Origin of the sequence: Mycobacterium sp. SVM_VP21 (assembly GCA_024758765.1) — a bacterium.
GTDB lineage: Bacteria > Actinomycetota > Actinomycetes > Mycobacteriales > Mycobacteriaceae > Mycobacterium > Mycobacterium heraklionense_C.
In genome coordinates this window covers 316,181-334,707 of record CP101406.1, presented here as the reverse complement: position 1 = coordinate 334,707, position 18,527 = coordinate 316,181, and the positions used below count along the sequence as shown (strand labels likewise).

Genomic DNA, 18,527 nt, shown 5'->3' with positions numbered 1-18,527 from the left:
CCGCGTCATGGCTGCGCACCGATCCCGTCCTGCATCAGATCGAGCATGCTGCCCAGGCCGAAGTCCGGTCCGTAGTCCTGCGCCGTTCCGGTCGCGCATGCGAGCTGCCGCAGGCCCATCAGGTTGCAGACCTCCTTGCCGAACTGACTGTTGAACAAGGTCTTTCCCAGCAGCAGGTGGGACCGCAGGCTGCCCGCGTTCTCGTCGATGACGTTGTAGAAGTTGTCGATGAACAACGGCCCCACGTCGAGGATCTCGCGCAGGTCGCGTTCGTTGTCGGTGAGTGTGGTGGCGACTGTGCGGACGCCGGCGAAGGCCTCTCGCAGGCGCTCCTGGTTGCCGTCGAGCAGCCGTGAGGTCTCGGCGAGCAGCCGGTTGATCTTGGCACCGGTGCTGCCCGCGCCCAGGTTCTCCGCGGCCAGGATGTCGCTGAGCTGGTGGACGTAGGAACCGAATTCCCGCAGTGCGGCGTCGTTTCGCGACGCTGCCCCGCTGAGCTCGGCGACGCCTGTGATGATCGCCTGGATGGTCTTCTTGCTGTGTGCGCCCTTGTCCGGCCCGACCTGCAGGGCTTGCGACAGCCGGCCCAGCGTGGCTTTGATGTCGGGTCCGTTGCCGACGGTGATCTGCGATCCGAGCGCGACGAATTCGCCCAGCGGGCCCGCATTGTTGTCGTCGCCGCGCAATGCGCTACCCAACTTGTCCATCATCGCCAGGGTCCGTTCGAACTCCACCGGTGTGCGGGTGCGGTCCAGGCTCAGCACGTCGCCGTTGCGCAGCTTGGGTCCGCCGCGATAGGCCGGGGTGAGCTCGACGTGACGGTCGGTGAGCACCGAGGAGGAGACGGTGACGGCTTCGGCGTCGGCGGGGATGTCGACGCCGGCATCGATCGCGAGCTTCACCTCGACGTAGCCGCCCTTGGGGGTGATGCTGGTGACCTTGCCGACGTCCATGCCGAGCACCGATACTCCGTTTCCGGCGTAAAGCCCTACGGCGTCCTGGAATTGGGCGGTCACCCGGATCTTGTGCAGGGACAGCCTCGGCAGGTCGGGGATCAACTGCGGCGCCACCGCGGCGCCGGTCACGGCCAACACGAGGGCGGCCGCACCGGCGAGCACGTAGAGCTTCAGAGCGCGACTCATTCGCAGTCCTTGAAGTACTCGACCAGATTGAACTGCCTGGCGCGTCCGCTCAGGGCACACATCCAGGAGTCCACGAAGATGCCGGCCGGCAAGAAGACGTCGGCGGCGTTGCCGCTGCCGGTGGCGTTGGCGAAGTTGCGTAGCGCGACCGGGGTCGACTGCAGGAAGCTGCGCAGCAATGCGTCGTGCTCGGCGGTCATCTTCATGAACTCATCGAAGTCGCGGATCATCTGGTTGACGGCCGCCTCATCGCGCAGGATTCCGTGGGTGCGGTCGACCAGTAGCGTGGCGCTGGCGAACAGTTGCTGCACGGCCGCACGGCGGGTGGCGATCTCGCGCAGCACATCACGGCCCTGTAGGACCAGAGCGCCGAGGTTGGCCCGCTGGTCGCGCAGCATGGTGGTGAGCGTTTCGGTGTTGGTCAGCAGTGTGCCGAGCTGCTCGCGGCGGTCGGCGATGATGTCGGCCATCGCTTGCAGGTTGGTCAGCGCCTGCGGCAGTTCCTCGGCCACCCCGTCGAGGTTCGCGTTGAGCATGTTCAGTGAGTCGACGAACCGGTTGGCGTCCACCGGCCCCAGAGTGCGCGTCGCCCCGGCGAGGGTGCGTTGCAGATCGTAGGGAACCTGGGTGTGCGCCAAGGTGATCGTCCGGTTCTCCAGCTGCCCGGTGCCTGCCGGTGACAGTTCGGGATAGCGCGATCCCAAGATAGTGGTCAGCTTGATCGCGGCGCGGGTATCGGCGCCCAGCGGCACGCCGTGCTCGACGTTGAATCCGACGACCACATGGTCGCCGGCGAGCGTGACGCGTTCAACGGTGCCGACCTTGACGCCCGCGACGGTCACCACGGCGCCGGAGCGGATCTGGGCGGCCTGGGCGAATTGGCCGAGGTAGCGGGTCTTTCCGACGCCCAGGCCCGAATAGACGACGGTGGCCGTGAGCACGGCGACGATGACGACGATCGAGATGACGCCCATCCAGGGCCGGCTGAAGGATTCGATGGGGCGTTTGAGCGCGGTGGGGGTCAGGCTCATCGGCACGCCGCCGAATGTTGGTGGGCCAGGCCTTCGCTGGCGGTGGCCGCGCCGACGAAGGACCGGAACCAGTGAAACAGGCCGCGCCACAGGCCGAAGTCCAGTTCGCAGGCGTAGACGTCGCTGTAGGTGCCGCTCTGGGTGACCCGGGCCAGTCCCTGCAGGACGTAGGGCAGGTTCGCCGCCATGTAGGCGAATCGTTCGCGGCCGTCGTTGACTCCGTAGTTGAGCAGGCCGGGCTGGCGCGCGATGAACTCTTCGAGATCCGGGGTGATGTTGTCGACGATGGTGGACAGGTGCGCCATCGTGGCGTTGATCGAGCCGACCGAGTCGACCAATGGTTCACGGTGATTCGCCAGCGTGACTATGGTGTCGCGGGACTGGCGGATCATGTTCTCCATGTTGGTGCTCTGTTTGGCCAGGTCGGTCATCAGCTGGTTGAGGGTGGTGATGAGGGTGCTGAGCACTTCGTCGGGGCCGGCGAAGGTTTCGGCCATCTGCGAGGCCTGGGTGATCAACGTCAGCAAGGATGCGTGATCGCCTTGCAGCGCCAGAACTGTCGCGTTGCTGATGTTGTCCACCTGTTCGGGGTCCAGCTCGGCGAACAGGGGCTCGAATCCGTTGAGCATGTAAGAGACGTCCAGTGACGGATTGGTGCGCTCGATCGGGATCTGGCCGTGGTTGGGCAAGATGTCGTGGTGCTCGCCGGGGCCGTGAGCCAGTCCGAGGTAGCGCTGCCCGATGATGCTCTGGTAGGTCACCGAGGCGATCGTGTTCTGGTAGAGCTGTTGGTTGCGTTGCACGCGGAACTGCACCTGGGCTGCGTTGCCGTGCAAGGACACCCGGTCGACCCGCCCGACCCGCACCCCGGCGACACGCACGTCGTCGCCCGGAGCCATGCCGGATGCGTCGGTGAAGATCGCCGTGTAGCTGGAGGTGGGCCCGGCGATGTCGCGGCGCAGGGTGTTGTAGACCATCCAGGTGACGGTCAGGGCGAAGCTGGTGAACAGGGCCATGCCGATCACCGATTTGGAGCGACTCCTCACCGGCCACCTTCTTTCGTGATCTGGGTCAGGTGCACCGTGCTGCCGCGCAGCAGCGGCGCCAGTAGCAGCACCGTGGGGGTGTCGGAGCGTCCGGTGATCCGGTTGATCTGTCGCTTTTCCTGCGCGCTGCCCACCGCGCCGACGTTGCCGCCGATTACCGTGCTCGCGGGAGCGACGCCGGGTTCTTCGGGGGCTGGGGGCGGTCCCGGCGGCGGGGGGATGGGTGGCCCCTGCGGATCGCCGGGCATGGAGTGACGGGGCGGGGTGAGGTTCGGCCGGTTCTCGGTCATGCCCGGGGTGGGGGAGACGCCCTGGGAACCCAACGCGGGAAACAGGTCCGGGGCGGTGGGCACTTCGGGTGCGGTGGCGCAGCTCGGTCCGGCCAGCTCACCGTAACGGGGGCAGTCGGCGCGGACGTAGGTGCGGCTGGGCGTCAGTGCGAGGGCCGCCTTGACCTGCAGAAGATTTTCATTGGGGTCCCAGATGACGTCGTAGACCCGGTTGGCCAGGGTCTGCAACTTGGTTGACACCCCGTGAAATTCGCCGGCGTGATCGGCGATCACCCCGAGGGCGGGGGTGAACTGGCTGGTGATGGTGATCATCTGGTCGGCTTGGTTCTCCAGGGCGTTCGCCAACGTGGTCGCGGTGTCGGTTCCGCCGGTGAGCAGGCTGGACAGTTGCGGCCCCTTTTCGGCGATGGTGGCCATCGGCTTAATCGACCGGTCGAGCGCGTCGAACAGTTCGGGGGAGACGCGCTGTAGGCCTTCGGCCGCCGCCGACAGCGCCGACAGCGTGGTCGGATCGGTGTCGTCGGTGGCGACGACGGAGTTCAGTTGCGCCAGGATCGCATTGAGGTTATGACCGGTGTCGGTCAGCTCGTTGCCGCGGCCATGGGTGGCGGTCCCCAGGGCGGCGATCACGCCGACGGTGGTGTCGTCAGGTCTGCGCCCCAGGGGACTGATCAACTGGCGGAGCTTGTTCAGCACGTTCTGGAACAGCACGGTGGGCAGCGACTGGTCTTCGAGGACCACCGATCCCGAGCGCAGATGGTCGGGGGCGGCACCGTTGTCCACCAACTGGATCGCCGAGACGGCGAACAGGTTGGCCGGGACGACGCGCGCGGTGACCGTGCTGGGGATCGTGGCCGCGTGTTCGGGCTTGAGCACGACGTGGACTTCGTTGGGCAGCCCGTGCGTCGAGGGGGTGATGTCGGCGACCGAGCCGACCAGCAGTTCGTGGTACTTCACATCGGAGCGCGGCGGCAGGCCATCGCCGATCTTGGACAGCCGCACATCGATGCGGACCAGGTTGTCCAACTTGCCCTGGGATTTGGCGACCATCAGCGTGGCGGTAGCCACGGCGATGACGATGAACACGACACCCAGCGCGAACACCCGGAGGTTGGAGGGCCCGCGCGGGTCGATGTCGAACGAGTTCGGCATCGCCTAGCCCCCGAACCTGGCGCCGGATTCGACACCCCACAGGGCCATGGTCAAGAACATGTTCACCACGACCACCGCGGTGACGCTGGTGCGCATCGCGCGTCCGGCGGCCACACCGACACCCGCCGGTCCGCCCGAGGCGACAAAGCCGTAGTAGCTCTGGATGGTCGAGGAGACGAACACGAAGATGGTGGCCTTGAACGTCGCGTAGAGCACGTCGCGACCGTTGACGAACAGCGAGAAGTAGTGCAGGTAGGACCCGTTGGACTGCCCGGAGATCAGGATGACCGAGAACTGGCAGGACAGGTAGGCGATGCCCAGCGCCACCAGGAATAGCGGCACGACCGCGATCACCGAGGCGACCGCCCGGGTGGTGACCAGATACGGAATCGGGTTGATCGCCATCGCTTCCAGCGAGTCGATCTCCTCGTTGATGCGCATCGCTCCGAGTTGGGCGGTGAACCGGCAACCGGCCTGGGCGATGAACGCCATTCCCACCATGATCGGGGCGAGTTCGCGAGTGGTGGCGAACGACGAGATCAGGCCGGTGGCCGGCCCCAAACCCAGCAGGTCCAGGACGTTGTAGCCCTCGACGGCGACCAGTGCACCGGCGATCGCCCCGAGCGCCAACGCGACCGCGATGGTGCCGCCACCGACGACGATCGACCCGTTGCCCCAGGCGATATCGGACAGCAGCCGCAGCATCTCGCGCCGGTAGTGCCGGAGCATGGTCGGGACGGATGCGACCGTGCGCCCGAAGAAGTGCACCAGGTGGCCGGCGCGGGCCACGGCGATGAAGACGCCGCTGAAAAGATCGGTGATCGGTCGCAGCCCGGGGATCTCAAAGGCGCTGGGAATGACCATCTTCTACAGCGCCTGTCTCGGGAAAAGGATCACATAGAGCTGGCTCATCACGACGTTGACGAACATCAGCAGCAGGATCGACTCGACCACAGCGGCGTTCACCGAGTTGGCGACTCCGGCAGGACCGCCGTGGCTGTCGAGGCCCTTCTGGCAGCTCACGATCGCAACGATCATCCCGAAGACGATGGATTTGGCGAATGCCAGCCACATGTCCCCGACGTCGGAGAACGAGGAGAAGGTCGCGATGAACGAGCCCGCGGTCCCGTTCTGCAGGAACACGTTGAAGATGTAGCCGGCGACGTAGCCGACGAAAAACGTGATGCCGGTGAGCAGTACCCCGACGGTCATCAGCGCGGCGAGCCGGGGAACCACCAGGCGCCGCACCGGCGAGACGCCCATGACCTCCATGGCCTGGATCTCTTCGCGCATGGTGCGCGAGCCCAGGTCGGCGCAGACCGCGGAGCCCACGGCCACCGCCAGCAGCATGGCGGCGACCAGGGGGGCGGCCTGGCGGATGATCACGAGCCCGGTGGCCGCACCGGCGAGTGAGGAGGCACCGACTTGGCCGGCCAGCACGCTGAACTGGATCGACAGCGTCACGCCCACCGGGATGGTGACGAAAACCGTTGGCAGGAAAGCGGCGCTAGCCACGAACGCCGTCTGATCGATGAATTCTCCGACCAGGAAGCGTCCGCGGAACAGATCGGCGAACAGGTACTGCACGGCCCGGACCCCGAGCACCACCTGGCTGCCGCCGGTGCCCAGCGACTGGATCGGGTGGTTCTGCAGGTACTGCAGGAGCCAGTCCACCACGGCCCGTAGGCCCGGCCGGCCGGCCATCTGTTGATCAGCGAGGTGAATCAGGCGACGGGTGGATTCCGATACAGACATCGGGTCACTGCATGCAGACGTTGGCGACCAACAGCACCGGCCACGACACGATCGACCCCAGGAACGAGACCACCAGGTCCGCGCCCTGCATGTCGTGCAGGTGCGCGGTGTGGGTCAACGACCAGATCAGCCCGATGATCAGGTAGGGCGTACCGAGGATCAGGCCCAGCCCGATCAGTTCTCCGACGCTCATCCGATAGCTCAGTAGACGACCTATGCCGTCGACGATTCCAGGCATCCGTAGTCTCTCCCGACTCTGTGGTCCCGCCGCGAGCGGCGGGGGATGTGATGCAGGACTCAATTGGCGCTGTGCGAGCAGCATGCCACGGAGGGTGCGGGCCTGCAAGAGAAAAGTTAATTTTGCTTTCCCATTTTGTCAGATCCCCGGGAACCGAGGGATTGGCTACCGCGCCAGGAGGGGCGGCTTTCCGCGCGCGATTCGGTCCAGGTAAACCGGCCTTGAGCTGGGTGTATATCGTTGCGAGCAGGCCGCGGCGGGTGGTATGACGGGTTTGCGGAGCGGCGACGCCGATCCGGCCGGAGGCAGCATTTTGTTAATTTTGGTTACCCCTGGATTCTGGGCGGCCGATCCTGGCGGCAGCGTCGGCAACAGGTGATTTGGTGCCCGGGTCATCGTTCGGTAATCTCGTAGATACCGACGCGGGGTGGAGCAGCTCGGTAGCTCGCTGGGCTCATAACCCAGAGGTCGCAGGTTCGAATCCTGTCCCCGCTACTAGCGGAAACGGCCCCCGGAGATTTCTCCGGGGGCCGTTTTCTATCCCGATGGGAACACTTTTGGGTCATTGGCCAGATTGTGTATGGCTGTCGGCGTGTCCTTCGGGTTAGGGGCGTGATCGTCCGGCCCATCCGTGTTGGAGGCCATTGCCGTCTTCCCAGCTAAATTCGGCGCCGAGTGTGGGGCCGAGGGGTTCACCAGCCCACCCCATCGGGCAAGCCAACTTAAATGTCACCTGTTCGTGCAGCAGACCCTTTCGTCGGCTCGGGGGTAGTGAGCCCGGCCGCGGAGAGGTGGCGGCTGATGGTCGAGCGGGCCACCCGGTGTCGGTGGTGGTGCTGCAGGTGCCAGGCGATGGCGTGCGGTCCGGCGTCGAGGCCGGCGGCGGACAGTTCGCCGCGCAGGCGCACGATCCGACGAACAAGGCAGTCAGGACCCAGGCGGGCCTTCGAAGTGGCTTGCGGCATCCCCGAGCATCACGCCCGGCCGGGGGTGTCTCCCATGACCCGAGACATGTGTCGCCCATGTCGTGAGACATCTGTCGCCGACGTCCTGAACCAGACCACTGTCCCCGCTTAAAATGTGATGTCGCAAGAGATCGGAATAGCTCTGAACCTGCATTAGGTTCGGGGCTTTTCCGTTTGGGGCTTTTGGCCGGCGTCGGCGAGTGGTAGTCCCTGGCGGGGCGAGCGTGAAGTATGGCCGCTGGCGGGGTTCGAGCGATGCCGCGATACCGCGGAGTCGGCTGTTGCGGCGCAGTGCCACTGGTCTGACATTGTTGGGATCGGTGCGGTCGCTGATCACTATTCGTCGAAGAAACAGTCGATGTGAGCAATCGCTGGAGCCGCAAACCAGAGAGTCACCGGACTAGTGGCGCCGGTCCATTTTGCTGCGGCGTGGTCGTTACCGAGGTTCGTCGGCGACACCCGTCGTGCAGGGTGTCGCGGAATGGACACTGGGCACACCTATCACAAAAAAGGCTGCCGCAGCATTGCGCCGCGACAGCCTTTTGAAGTCTGTGTGTTCGATCAGATTACCGAAACGCCCACAGCCTGCGGACCTTTCGCGCCCTGTTCTACCTCAAACTGAACCCGAGCGTTCTCTTCGAGCGTGCGGAAACCGCCGCCACCGATCTCGGAGTAGTGAACGAAGACGTCAGGCGCTCCGCCATCGGGGGCGATGAAGCCGAAGCCCTTTTCGCCGTTGAACCATTTCACAGTGCCCTGTGCCATTACTTAACTTCTCTCATTTTTCCAAGCGCATCAAGCAAGATGCGCGTCTCCAACGCTAGCACGGATCGCCTGGGGGTCGCGGTTCCTCTGCTACGCAAGAGCAGAGGGTGGACGCTTTTGCTGCGTCTGCAGTTGAACGATTCTCTGCAGCGGGTTCCGCCGCAACATCGATCACTGGCCGGGGTTCGCTTCACCCCTCGGTCTGTCGAACGTCGAAGGTGACCACCTCGCCCCGATTGATTGACACCCAATCCCGCGCCTCCAAATAGGGCCGGAACGTCTCGGTAATGCGCTGTTCGTCGGCAGGGGTCTTGGGCCGCTGCAGCTCGTACAGATGCGGAAACTCCGTCCAGCCGACAACGGCGTCCCACAGTCGTACCGCAGCCTCGCCGGTGGGCGGATCGATGAGCACCGGCCCGAACAGACACTGCCCGTCGGGAAAGAACAGCGTGGGTACGCCGTAGCCGCTGGCGGCGACCACCCGTTGATGGTCGGCCAGCACCTCGTCGCTGGTGGTCGGGTCGGCGATGGCCTGATCGGCGAGTTCGGGATCGAAGCCGAGATCTTCGAGCAGCCGGCGGGCGACTGCCCTCTCGTGCGGCTTGCGGCCCTCGACGTGCAGAGCGCGGCCGGCGCGCTCGTACCAGGCATCGACGTCGGCCATCGATCGGCGACGTAGCAGTGCCCCGATGCGCATCATCGACCAGCCATAGGACCACTCGCGTTCCCAGGGATGCTTCTTGCCCTTTTGGCGATTGACCTCCTCCAGGCTGAAGAAGCGCCAGTTCACCGTGAGACCGGTGAGGTCGCGGACCTCCCGGATCCACCGCGACGTCTGATAGGCGTACGGACACATGACGTCGAAGTGGAAGTCGACGGAATCCGAGCGGCTGATCACATCGTGAACCTCAGGTTGCGGGCGGCACGATCGCCGAGTTCGCTATCGCCCGTCCAGCTGACTGCGCCCGAGTCGATCTGGGCCTGCGGGTCGATGCGTCCGCACGCCAGCTGGATGAAGGTCGTGGAATCGGTGACCACCGTGACATCCGGATTGTTCAGGTGGTCAACAGCTTTGGCGCGTCCATCGACGGCGACATGCAGCTGCTGCGTGATGGGTCCAGTGAGATCGAAGGTGATGCTCTTTCCATCGGGCAGTCCCACCTTCTTGCCCACGATGTAGCCCAAGGAACCGGCCACCTCAGCCAGCGCGATCTCGGCGCCGAGGCCGGTGTCCTCGGTTGTTCGGCCGAGCGGGGTGGTGATGTCTCGTTCGTGCACCCAGAAGTCGAAGACCCGGATTTCCAGGAACCTCCCGTAGGTGGCGGGGCCGACCGGAGTCCACGACGGCCGCATCAGATCCGCGCCGGACAGCGCGGCCAAGTCGTTGCGACGGCGGTCATAGATCGCGCGGACCAGGTCGCTGTACGTCGCGCGGTCGGTGTCGGCGTCGCGCAGGAAGTCCGCGGCCTTCTCGAATGGCGGCGGAGTGCGGTCGTCGTCGGGAAGCCACCCTGCCATCACCGCTTCGATACTCGTGACGTGGTTGATCACGTCGCGGACTGTCCAGTCCGGGCACAGTGACTGAGCCTTCCACTCGGCGTCGCTGAGATCGGTGCAGAGGGCTTCTATCGCGGTGTAGCAGTCCCGCAGGGCAGTCGTGATGCTGTCCAAACTTTCGGCTACGGGTGTGTTCAACGCCGTTCTCCTTCGCTTCTGTCACGAGGATCCGACACGCACGAGCAGATATCAAGGAAATAGCGAGGCTGGCCCTCAAATCACCCACGGCGCAATCAGCGTCATCGCCCCCAGCACCGCCAACCCGATGAAGAACGCCACGATGGTAAAGCCCATCACCTGGCGAACATGGAGCTTCGCGATCGCCAACAGCGGCAGCAACCAGAACGGCTGGATCATGTTCGCTACGCCCTCGCCTACGGCCACGGCCATGGACACCAGTCCGAGATAGGCCGGCGACTGCTGGCCGATCACCAGGGCGGAGTCGACCGCGATCGGGCCCTGCACCGCCCAGTGTCCGCCGCCGGACGGCACGAACAGGCTGATGATCACCGAGCCGATGAACGTCAGGAACGGCAGGGTGTACTCCGTGGCACCGTTCACCAGCGTCTGGGCCAGCAAAGTCTGCAACGGCTTGGCGTCCTCGGCGCCGGTGTACGCCAGCAGCCCCACCAGTCCGCCGTAGAGCGGATATTGCAGCAGTAGGGGGCCCGATACCTTCGCCGCACCGGTGAAGGCCCGGATGAATCGAATCGGCGTGCGGTGCAGCAGGGCGCTGGTGATGGTGAACAGCATGATCATCGAGGAGATGTTCAGCGCGAACCCACTGGCCGCGAAATACGTGATGCCCGCGGCGAACAGCAGAACATTGAGGATCCACTGATTCTCCAGCCGTTCGGCGAACGTCGTGCCGCGCTGGTCGGCAATTTCCGGCTCTTCCTCGAACACCGCGGGATCCGGCACAAGAGCGTCAGCCGGCTCCATCCGCCACACCGCAAGCGCGAGCACCCCCAGCACGAGGAGTGCCGACAGCCAGCTGTACGGCTGGAAGATGGTCTGGCGCAACGGCACGGTGAATCCGGCGATCCTATGGATCACGTTGATGGGGCTGCCGGCGTCGGTGTTGGCCAGCGCGATCGACGACGAGAGCCCCTGCGTCCAGACGATAAAGCCCATGAACGCTGCGGCGATCAGGTAGCCGAAATGGGAGTCGGGAAAACGTCGCGCCACCTGCCGGGCGACCAGTGCGCCGGCCACCAGTCCCAGGCCCCAGTTCAGCAGCGATAGAACGGCGCTGACGCTGAAGCACAGCAACGCGGCCTGCACCTGACTGCGCGGCATTTCCGCGACACGCACGATGGCCCGCTTCAACACAGGTGCCTCAGCCAGCGTGTAGCCGGTCACCAGAATCAGCACCATCTGGAAGGCGAACGTGAAGATGTTCTGCTGTCCCCACACCCCGGCGTACCACGCGTGCAACATGCCGCTGGCTGACGCTCCGCGCACCAATGCAGCGACCAACCCGGCGACGATCAACGTGAGGATCACCGCGAACAGATACGGGTCGGGCATCAGGCGCTCGACGTAGCGGACACTGAGCCCGGTGAGCGATTGCATGACGCCTCGGCGCGGTGTCGGTCGCTCGGTCCTTGCGCCATCTGCCCGTAGCTCCGTCATCGGGCCAGCCTCTCGTCTGAAGAACCGCTCGCACCGCGGTCGCTCGTGCGTTGTGCCACGATAAGTGCCGCGGCCGCTCGAGCTGGCGTTTTCAGCGCATGGTGGCGTGCAGCGCGTCGGTCATCGCCTCGATGGCGGCCTCGCGCTCCAGCGGCCAGCCGTCGACCAGCCACCGGTGCATGAACGAGTCGACCATGGTGTACATCATCGTGATGGCCAGCCGCAGTTGGTCCTCGGTGGCGCCGGGCATGGTGTCGGCCTCGATCCACTCGCCGACGTTGGCCTCCATGGTCGCTCGGTGCGCCGCGGCGAACTCCGGATCGCCCGCCACACCCGGATGCCGGACAGCCTCACGCACGCCGTGACCCGCACCCATACGCCATTGGTCGAGTGCCCGGCGTTCAAGGCGCGCATCAGCGATACCTAGCAACTTGTCGGCTTCGAGGGGCGCGCCTCCACCGGTGCGCACTAGAGTCAGCTCCGTCGACAGGGGAGGTCACATGCCATTCGAAGCGCATCCGGACCGACGCAAAATCGCCTCGCTGCTCGCCATCGCAGGGGCGTTCGTCCTGATCGGGGTGTGGTTGGCCGGGGGATTCGGGCCGGTGGGGCCCATCCGCGGCTGGTCGCCGCAGGCTCTGCACGTCTTCGGCTGGATCGCGATCGCCTTCTTCGGGTTCGGGGTGGCGGTGCTTGTAGCGCGGTTGTTCTCTTCCGGTGCCGAGGTCCGCATCGACGCCGAAGGTGTCTACGGGCGGCGCAGCGGCAATCAGGTGATTCCGTGGAGCGCCATCGAGCGCATCACGACCGTGGACACCGGCCGGGTGCAGCTGGCACACCTGTTTCTTACCGACGACTCGAGGCTTGCGGGCCGTAAGCGGCTGGTGGCCAGATCTTTTGGTCACGTGACGTTGTCGCTACAGGGCACCGACGGAAAGCTCAGCGACATGCGTGCTGCGTTCGACCACTTTGCGGCGGGCAGGCGGGACGACGCCGCGGGCTAGTCGCGCATCCGCAGTACGACCGTGCCGGCCGGATGTGCTACTACTGCCTACATCCTGGATGAGAGGTTCCGCCATGGCCGGTCTGTATCACGCCGCTGTCGTCTTCCTGATCGTCTTGACGATCGTCACCTTCGTCAGCAGCTTTTGGTTCACCAACCCCTATGGCCGCTTCGCCAGCCCGGATGACCGCTTCACGCTGCCGGGAAAGATCAGCTGGCTGATGTTCGAATGCCCCCAGTGGTGGGCTTTCACCGTGACGTTCTGGCTCGTCGCGCATCAGCACGGGGCACCGGCGGTCGTGTTGTACGCACTGTGGCAGTGCCACTACCTCTACCGCGGGTTGATCTATCCGCTGAGCCGCAAGGGCGATGACAAGCGCTTCCCGATCTCAGGTATCGCATTCGGCTTCGTCTTCAACGCCGTCAACGGTTTTGCCAACGGTTACGCCGTGGCGCTGGCCCCGCACTTGCAACAGGAGCACTGGTTTGTCGACCCACGCTTCATCCTGGGTCTCGCCGTGGCCGTGATCGGATGGGGGATCAATTTCCAGGCCGACCGCATCCTGATCGGCCTGCGTGCCGATGGCAGCAGCGGATACAGCATCCCCTACGGCGGGGTGTATCGCTGGGTGTCGTCGGGCAACTATTTCGGAGAGCTCATCTTGTGGACCGGCTGGGCGGTCATGGCCTGGACCCTTCCGGGCCTGATCTTCGTGTTCTTCTCGATCGCCAACCTGGGGCCCAGGGCGATGGCCACCCACAAGTGGTACCAGCAGCAGTTCCCCGACTATCCGCCCAATCGCAAAGCGATCATTCCAGGCGTGCTGTAGCTGTCCGTCTCAGATATAGAGGCGGACAGCGGAAATTACGCCCCGATCAGCGGCGTCCTTGGCGAACTCGAACAATCCCACCCCGCGCTTGCCGTCCAGCTGTACGGTCGCGGTAACGGTATGCCCTGCGGCTAGGAGCTTCTCAACCGCGAGATGCTGTGCAGTTGAGACGAACTCGGCAACTGACGTCTCGGAAACGCCGTCCAGGCTCAGCGTGGCGTTGGGAGCCAACAGCGCCGAGACCGCGGCCGCATCACTCCGCGCCAGCGCCGCGACAAGGGCTTCGACCCGACGCTTTCCACGCTTGCGTACCCCAGAAAGGCCGCGCAGGAATCCAGCGCAGCCAGAAAGTCCTTGGTGACGAATCAGCTGGGGGCCCAGGATCACCGAGGCCAGCAGGCCGCGGCCACCCGAGGTCAGGAGCTGCCCGACCATCTTTTGCAACTCCCAGTGCGCGAACAACCGCTGGATCTTCAGTGAGCCATCCGGGCCCTGCGCGACCAGGTCATAGCGCAGGTGCATCGGGATATGCATGGTCACACCCGTCGACATCGTGGTGTGCACCGTGAGGTCTCGTAGCACCGACATGCCGGCGACCACATCGTTCTGCACATCAAAGGCGATGGTGTTCGGGGCAATGAAGGTGTCGAAGAAGCGCCCGATGGCAGCCGTGCCGATATGGGGGGTCGAACCGACGGGATCGTTCACCTCGCCGTCGGCGGCGAAGATTCCGACCCACGCCGACTTATCGTGTACTGCCACAGCTTTCGGCGATTGCTCGACGGCGTCGAGCAGGGCACTGGCGCTGTGCGGAGAACGCTGGTCCGGCATCGGATTCCTCTCGTTTTGAAAATCTCGGTCTTGGTCTGCAGAGCCGTGAACAGTCACCACAACATGGGAACGCCAGCAAGCCCGACGAATGCGGCATCACCGGTGATGAGGGTCATCGACTCGATGATCGTCTGGGCCGCCAGCATGCGATCGAACGGGTCCCGGTGATCCCAGTCAAGTCGTCCAGCCAGTAGTGCGTGTTCCTCGGTGATCGGCAGTCTGCTGGCGCCCAAGCGATCGAGATGCCTGGAATAGGCGCCAAGGATCGCGTCTGCCCGAGGAAGCTTGCCCAACCGCTGCTTGGTGGACAGTTCCCAGGCTGACACCGTCGACACGACGATGGCGACGGATCGGTCGGTGAGGACTTCGCGGGCGTTGCGTCCCAGGCGGCCCGGGGCCGTGAGTGTCCACAGCACAGCATGAGTGTCCAGCAGATAGGTCACTGCCATGCGGTGAGTTCATCTTCGGGCAGTGGGTCGAAGAACTCATCGGGAACCGCGTAGGGGACGAAGCCGAGCTCGCGATCACCTTGGCTGGCGAGCGGGACCAGGCGGGCTGCCGGCTGGTCGCCGCGGGCGATGACAAACTCTTCGCCGCCCTCGACGGCGGCGATCAGCGCCGACAGGTGTGTCTTCGCGTACTGGACCTTGACCTGCTTCATGACATCGATGCTAAGTAGTTGACCAGGGTTGGTCAACATAGTTGGTCAACTGCATGTGAGCGGGATCGCGGCTAGGCGGTTCGTGCTCGGTATTCGTCGAACTTTCGTTCAATGACGGTTCCAGCCGGGTACGTGGACGCGATAGCCAGATTTTCATCGATGGCGGCTGCGGCCCACTCGGCCGGCCATCCGCCATCGACAAGGCTCATACGCATCGCAGTGATGAGCTCGGCGTGTCAGCGTCAGACCCGCCACCCGTGCTGTGGTGGTTGCTCGGTGGGCGGCTGCACCGGCGAAACTACGACTGCATCCGCAACCGCCGTTAGCCTCTCGTCGATCTCGGTCGCAGGGCTCCTGGATCCGTACGTGCTCACCGGGAGCGATCGCGGCTACCGCAGGGTGGATGGCGGATCTGCGCGCGTGGGAAACTGTTTCGGCTCGCTGCCCGGCGGCCTAGTCGCGCATCCGCAGCACGACCTTGCCGGCCGCGGTGCGATTCTCCAGTGCGGCCAACGCATCTGCGGCGCGATCGAGGCCGAATACATCCGGTTGCGGCGCGGCCACTTTGCCGGAGGCCAGCAGCGGCTCCAATGTCTCCCATTGGCGCTCCAGCTCGCCCGGGTGCGACATCACCCACGCGCCCCAGCCGACGCCCACCACGTCGACATTGTTGAGCAGCAGCCGGTTCACCTTCACCGTCGGGATGTCGCCACCGGTGAAGCCCACCACCAACAGCTTTCCGCCGGGGGCGAGTGACCTCAGCGAGTCGGTGACCCGGTCACCGCCCACCGGGTCGAGCACCAGGTCCACCCCGCGCCCGCCGGTCAGCTCGGCCACCGCCTCGCGGAATCCGTCGGCGAGCACGGTGTCGGTGGCGCCCGCAGTCCGCGCCACTTCGGCTTTGGCCTCGGTGGAAACCACCGCGATCACCCGTGAGGCCCCCAGCGGTCCGGCCAGCCGCAGCGTGGAGGTGCCGATCCCGCCGGCGGCGCCGTGCACCAACACCGTGGCGCCTTCGGCCAGCTGGCCACGCGTGGTCAGCGCGAACAACACCGTCAGGTCGTTGAACAACAGTCCGGCACCGGCCTCGAAGGACACCGTGTCCGGCAGCTTGAACACTTGGGCGGCAGGCGCCGCGATCACTTGCGCCATCCCGCCGTTGAGCATGGTCAAAACCGCCACCCGGTCACCGGCTCGCACATGCGCGCCGTCCGGTGCGCTACGCACCACACCGGCCGCCTCGCCGCCCGGCACGAACGGCAGCTCCGGCTTGTGCTGATAGAGCCCGCGGGATTGCAACACATCGGGAAACGCCACCCCGGCGGCGTGGATGTCGATGACTACCAGGCCCTCGCCCGCCGGTTCGTCGAGATCGACTACCTGGGCAGCTTCCGGTCCGTCGAGTTGGGAAATCTGTACCGCGCGCATGGGCGAACCCTTCGTCAGTAGTGCTTTCGGTGAAAACCTAGTCCACGCAGGCGTATGCTCGCGATGCGGCAGCGTTGCCGCATTTCCGATGAGGTGGCGATGAGTGCTCTGAGTGGTTCGGGGTCCAGTCGGCGGCGAAATGCCGGTACGTTCCCGGCGGAATTGCCGCCGGCCCGCACCATGGCGGTCCGGGCGGCCGACGGAACAAAGTTGCACACTCAGGTTTTCGGGCCGGCCGACGGCTACCCGATCGTGCTGGCGCACGGCATCACCTGCGCAGTTCGGGTGTGGGGACATCAGATTGCCGACCTGAGTGTCGATCACCGGGTGATCGCCTACGACCACCGCGGCCATGGACGTAGTGGCGTGCCCAAGCGCGGCGGATACAGCCTCACACACCTGGCCTCCGATCTGGACGCGGTGCTGGAGGCCACCCTGGCGCCGGGGGAGCGTGCCGTCATCGCCGGACATTCGATGGGCGGCATGGCAATCAGCGCTTGGTCTGACCGCTATCGGCACCGAGTGCACGAGCGTGCCGATGCGGTAGCGCTGATCAACACCACCATCGGCAACTTGCTGGCCGAAGTCGAACTGTTCCAGGTGCCTCCGCCTCTGCAGCGCGCCCGGGTGCAGGCAGCTCGGCGCGGGCTGCTGGCGTTTGGCAACGTGCCGATCGTTGGGCCGGCGAACCTGGCGGTGCGGCGATTCGTGCACATGCTTGCCGTCGGCGGTGAAGCTGACCCGTGGGTGTCCTCGTTGATCTGCGATCTGTTCGCCAAGACACCGGCGGCCAGCCGTGGACACTGGGTGCGGGCGCTGGTCGATGCACTCGGTCCGGCGTCCTTCATCAACCTCGACGGTCTGACCGTGCCGACCCTGGTCATCGGTAGCACCCGGGACCGGCTGTTGCCGCTGGCGGCCTCACAGCGAATCGCCGACGCTGCACCCAATCTCGCCCGGTTCGTCGAAGTCAGCGGGGGCCACTGCTCGATCCTCGAGCACCCCGCTGCGGTGAACCGCGAGCTTCGCGAACTGGTGGACCTGGCTACCGGATCCGCCGGTGGTCTGGCCGTCGGGTCCGAGATCAGTTCATAAGGGCCCGGACGAATCGCGTTGAAAGTACTTACTGCTCTCAGCGGGCTGACCGGTGTCGTCGATCAGGCCCGCGAGCTGCGTGATGCCGGGGTCGGCGGGGTGTTCACCTTCGAAGGTCCGCACGACGTGTTCGCGCCGTTGACACTGGCAGCCGGTGTGGGCGGCCTGGACTTGATGACCAACGTCGCGATTGCGTTCCCCCGCAACCCGATCCATTTGGCTCACCAGGCCAACGATCACCAGTTACTCAGTGGCGGGCGATTCGTCCTGGGGCTGGGCACGCAGGTGCGCGCCCAGATCGAGAAGCGGTTCGGCGCCGCCTTCGACCGGCCGGTGGACCGCATGGTCGAACTCGTTGCAGCGCTGCGGGCGATCTTCGAATCGTGGAACACCGGTGACCGCCTGGATTTTCGTGGTGACTACTACCGGCACACGTTGATGACGCCGACGTTCAGCCCCGGACCGAATCCGTACGGGCCACCACCGATCTACGTCGGCGCGCTGGGACCACGGTTGACCCGTGCGGCCGCGGCGCACGCCGACGGCCTACTGGTGATGCCGTTCTCCACCAAGCGATTCCTGCATGAGAGCACCATGTCCGCGGTGCACGCGGGGCTTGCCCAGGCAGGGCGTCGGGCCGAGGATTTCGCGGTCGTGCCGGAAATCATCGTGGCCACCGGCGCCACCGATGCCGAGCGGGAGGCCGCTGAGGCCGCCGCCCGAATGCTGCTCGGCTTCTACGCGTCGACGCCGGCGTACGCCCCGGTGCTGGCTGCGCACGGCTGGCAGGATCTGCAGCCCGAACTCAACGCACTGTCCAAGCAGGGCCAATGGGCGCAGATGGGCGCACGGATCACCGACGAGATCCTGCACACCATCGCCGCATGCGGTACTCCGGCGCAGGTGGCCGAGCGCATCCGCGACCGGGTCGACGGAATCGCGGACACCGTCTGCGTTTACCAGGCGGCCCCGATCGCCCCGGCGTTGATCGGTGAGATCGTCAGGGAACTATCCACTGCCAAGGGAGCGGCTGGTTAGCGCGGTGGGCGAGCATGCAGCCATGGTTTGACCGCACAGTCAATGCCTCAGATGCACAGTCAACG

The 18,527-nt window shown here is 65.3% G+C and carries 20 protein-coding genes and 1 tRNA gene; 5 read left to right on the top strand and 16 right to left on the bottom strand.

The genetic code is table 11. From position 1 onward, the window contains the following. Nucleotides 1-5: 5 nt before the first annotated feature. The 7 genes from NM962_01785 to NM962_01755 are packed head-to-tail and all read right to left on the bottom strand — an operon-like array spanning nt 6 to nt 6,645. Nucleotides 6-1,142, bottom strand: coding sequence for an MCE family protein (locus NM962_01785; protein ID UVO12919.1), 1,137 nt, complete (start codon nt 1,140-1,142; stop codon nt 6-8). Beyond that, complete coding sequence (locus NM962_01780; GenBank protein UVO12918.1) at nt 1,139-2,173, bottom strand: MCE family protein; 1,035 nt, start codon at nt 2,171-2,173, stop codon at nt 1,139-1,141. The genes NM962_01785 and NM962_01780 overlap by 4 nt, the downstream gene beginning before the upstream one ends. Then, entirely contained in the window at nt 2,170-3,219 is a 1,050-nt protein-coding gene (locus tag NM962_01775) for an MCE family protein (protein ID UVO12917.1), read from the bottom strand. The genes NM962_01780 and NM962_01775 overlap by 4 nt, the downstream gene beginning before the upstream one ends. Beyond that, on the bottom strand, nt 3,216-4,661 hold the full coding sequence (locus NM962_01770) for an MCE family protein (GenBank protein UVO12916.1): 1,446 nt from the start codon (nt 4,659-4,661) through the stop codon (nt 3,216-3,218). The genes NM962_01775 and NM962_01770 overlap by 4 nt, the downstream gene beginning before the upstream one ends. 3 nt (nt 4,662-4,664) lie before the next feature. Beyond that, nucleotides 4,665-5,525, bottom strand: coding sequence for an ABC transporter permease (locus NM962_01765; GenBank protein ID UVO12915.1), 861 nt, complete (start codon nt 5,523-5,525; stop codon nt 4,665-4,667). Between the two features lie 3 nt (nt 5,526-5,528). Further along, nucleotides 5,529-6,365, bottom strand: a complete 837-nt coding sequence (locus NM962_01760; protein UVO14503.1) for an ABC transporter permease — start codon at nt 6,363-6,365, stop codon at nt 5,529-5,531. Between the two features lie 55 nt (nt 6,366-6,420). Continuing rightward, nucleotides 6,421-6,645, bottom strand: coding sequence for a hypothetical protein (locus NM962_01755; GenBank protein UVO14502.1), 225 nt, complete (start codon nt 6,643-6,645; stop codon nt 6,421-6,423). A gap of 430 nt (nt 6,646-7,075) precedes the next feature. On the opposite strand from NM962_01755, the gene NM962_01750 reads away from it, so the two are divergent. Continuing rightward, nucleotides 7,076-7,149: transfer RNA gene (locus NM962_01750), tRNA-Met, on the top strand. Nucleotides 7,150-8,180: 1,031 nt separating this feature from the next. On the opposite strand, the gene NM962_01745 is transcribed toward NM962_01750, so the two are convergent. The 5 genes from NM962_01745 to NM962_01725 all read right to left on the bottom strand — a co-directional run bounded on the left by NM962_01745 (nt 8,181) and on the right by NM962_01725 (nt 11,934). Further along, the gene (locus NM962_01745) at nt 8,181-8,384 is read right to left on the bottom strand and encodes a cold-shock protein (protein ID UVO12914.1); all 204 of its coding nucleotides are present in this window, start codon (nt 8,382-8,384) and stop codon (nt 8,181-8,183) included. A 190-nt stretch (nt 8,385-8,574) separates the two neighbouring features. Then, complete coding sequence (locus NM962_01740; GenBank protein UVO14501.1) at nt 8,575-9,240, bottom strand: DsbA family protein; 666 nt, start codon at nt 9,238-9,240, stop codon at nt 8,575-8,577. Nucleotides 9,241-9,278: 38 nt separating this feature from the next. After that, on the bottom strand, nt 9,279-10,079 hold the full coding sequence (locus NM962_01735) for a maleylpyruvate isomerase family mycothiol-dependent enzyme (GenBank protein UVO12913.1): 801 nt from the start codon (nt 10,077-10,079) through the stop codon (nt 9,279-9,281). A gap of 75 nt (nt 10,080-10,154) precedes the next feature. Next, a complete protein-coding gene (locus tag NM962_01730) occupies nt 10,155-11,516 on the bottom strand; it encodes a TIGR00366 family protein (GenBank protein ID UVO12912.1) in 1,362 nt (453 codons plus the stop codon). Between the two features lie 151 nt (nt 11,517-11,667). Continuing rightward, on the bottom strand, nt 11,668-11,934 hold the full coding sequence (locus NM962_01725) for a hypothetical protein (protein ID UVO12911.1): 267 nt from the start codon (nt 11,932-11,934) through the stop codon (nt 11,668-11,670). A 142-nt stretch (nt 11,935-12,076) separates the two neighbouring features. On the opposite strand from NM962_01725, the gene NM962_01720 reads away from it, so the two are divergent. Both NM962_01720 and NM962_01715 read left to right on the top strand, forming a co-directional pair. Further along, complete coding sequence (locus NM962_01720) at nt 12,077-12,580, top strand: hypothetical protein (protein UVO12910.1); 504 nt, start codon at nt 12,077-12,079, stop codon at nt 12,578-12,580. A gap of 73 nt (nt 12,581-12,653) precedes the next feature. Then, nucleotides 12,654-13,409 carry a DUF1295 domain-containing protein gene (locus tag NM962_01715; GenBank protein ID UVO12909.1) on the top strand — a complete coding sequence of 252 codons (756 nt, stop codon included), beginning with the start codon at nt 12,654-12,656 and terminating at the stop codon, nt 13,407-13,409. A 9-nt stretch (nt 13,410-13,418) separates the two neighbouring features. Here the strand turns inward: NM962_01715 and NM962_01710 are convergent, their stop codons facing one another. The 4 genes from NM962_01710 to NM962_01695 all read right to left on the bottom strand — a co-directional run bounded on the left by NM962_01710 (nt 13,419) and on the right by NM962_01695 (nt 16,329). Continuing rightward, on the bottom strand, nt 13,419-14,240 hold the full coding sequence (locus tag NM962_01710; GenBank protein UVO14500.1) for a ketosteroid isomerase family protein: 822 nt from the start codon (nt 14,238-14,240) through the stop codon (nt 13,419-13,421). A gap of 53 nt (nt 14,241-14,293) precedes the next feature. Further along, the gene (locus NM962_01705; GenBank protein UVO12908.1) at nt 14,294-14,689 is read right to left on the bottom strand and encodes a type II toxin-antitoxin system VapC family toxin; all 396 of its coding nucleotides are present in this window, start codon (nt 14,687-14,689) and stop codon (nt 14,294-14,296) included. Then, complete coding sequence (locus tag NM962_01700; GenBank protein UVO12907.1) at nt 14,680-14,901, bottom strand: type II toxin-antitoxin system Phd/YefM family antitoxin; 222 nt, start codon at nt 14,899-14,901, stop codon at nt 14,680-14,682. Before NM962_01700 ends, NM962_01705 begins: the two co-directional genes overlap by 10 nt. Nucleotides 14,902-15,354: 453 nt before the next feature. Further along, entirely contained in the window at nt 15,355-16,329 is a 975-nt protein-coding gene (locus NM962_01695) for an NADPH:quinone oxidoreductase family protein (protein ID UVO12906.1), read from the bottom strand. 180 nt (nt 16,330-16,509) lie between these two features. On the opposite strand from NM962_01695, the gene NM962_01690 reads away from it, so the two are divergent. Both NM962_01690 and NM962_01685 read left to right on the top strand, forming a co-directional pair. Further along, nucleotides 16,510-17,424 (top strand): alpha/beta hydrolase, encoded by a 915-nt coding sequence (locus NM962_01690; GenBank protein UVO14499.1) that lies wholly within the window; start codon nt 16,510-16,512, stop codon nt 17,422-17,424. A gap of 18 nt (nt 17,425-17,442) precedes the next feature. Next, nucleotides 17,443-18,462 carry a TIGR03617 family F420-dependent LLM class oxidoreductase gene (locus NM962_01685; GenBank protein ID UVO12905.1) on the top strand — a complete coding sequence of 340 codons (1,020 nt, stop codon included), beginning with the start codon at nt 17,443-17,445 and terminating at the stop codon, nt 18,460-18,462. Nucleotides 18,463-18,527 lie beyond the last annotated feature (65 nt).